This is a genomic window from Spirosoma pulveris, from assembly GCF_054781875.1.
Genome location: NZ_BAAGTO010000063.1, coordinates 1 through 831 on the forward strand (window position 1 = coordinate 1; position 831 = coordinate 831).

Consider the following 831-nt stretch of genomic DNA (forward strand, 5'->3'; position numbering starts at 1 on the left):
GGGGGTTATCGGTAAAGCGTTGATCGGTCCGGGCATCGGTTACAATCAGGGGCTGCTGGGGGGTACGAATCGCGTGCGCGCAAAAGGAGTGCTCCCGTGGGGTTTGGCGGAGGGGGAGTCCTCGGTTAGACTTAAACCACTGGCGGGTTTCATCCACCAGGCTAATAAGGGCAATGGGTGTCTGGCAGATTTGAACTGCCAGTTGGGTGATGTCGTCATAATCAGCTTCAGGCAACGAGTCGAGGATGTCGTAGCTGGTTAAGGCAAGCAGTCGGTTGGTCTCCTCGGGGGCAAAAGGAGGTTCAGGCATCGATTCGGGGTTCATTAAACATACCCTATAAGGACTCAAAAGCTGGCAAATTGTTTCCTTTTTTAGCTGGGCAAGCCGGGCCTTAACTAGCTTACTCGGGTTGCTAAGCGCTTGTTGTCAGCATCAGCGGCTGACGAACTTTGCCTCAACTTGAGGAGCCTTATTCGAGAATTTATGCAACAGGGTCATTAATCAAGAACGACCCTTATCCAGCTTTAACCCTATTCCGCCAATTCACGGGCATACCCACAGGCCCTGATCAACTCGTCTTTAAGCCGCCAGAAATCGGTTGGCTTTTGGATAAACGCCTGCGCGCCGGCTTGGTAAGCCCGTCCCTTTTCCAATTGGGAAGCATCCGCACTCATCAGCACAACTGGGATAGTGCTAAACGTCAGGTGCCCTTTGAGGGCCAGTAAGGTTTGGTAACCGTCCAGAACCGGCATGTGCTGATCGAGGAGGATCAGATTCGGCTTGTGGGGCATGTGTGGCAAGGCCTCTACCAGAACCTGGCCATGGTCGAA

Annotated in this window: 2 protein-coding genes; both read right to left on the reverse strand. The window is 53.3% G+C overall.

Annotation, left to right across the window (positions count from 1 at the left end):
* A partial coding sequence (locus ACYVJM_RS32105) for a GAF domain-containing protein (protein ID WP_461152211.1) occupies positions 1-310 on the reverse strand: 310 nt, incomplete at its 3' end.
* Between the two features lie 221 nt (positions 311-531).
* On the reverse strand, positions 532-831 hold a 300-nt coding region (locus ACYVJM_RS32110; protein ID WP_461152212.1), incomplete at its 5' end, for a response regulator.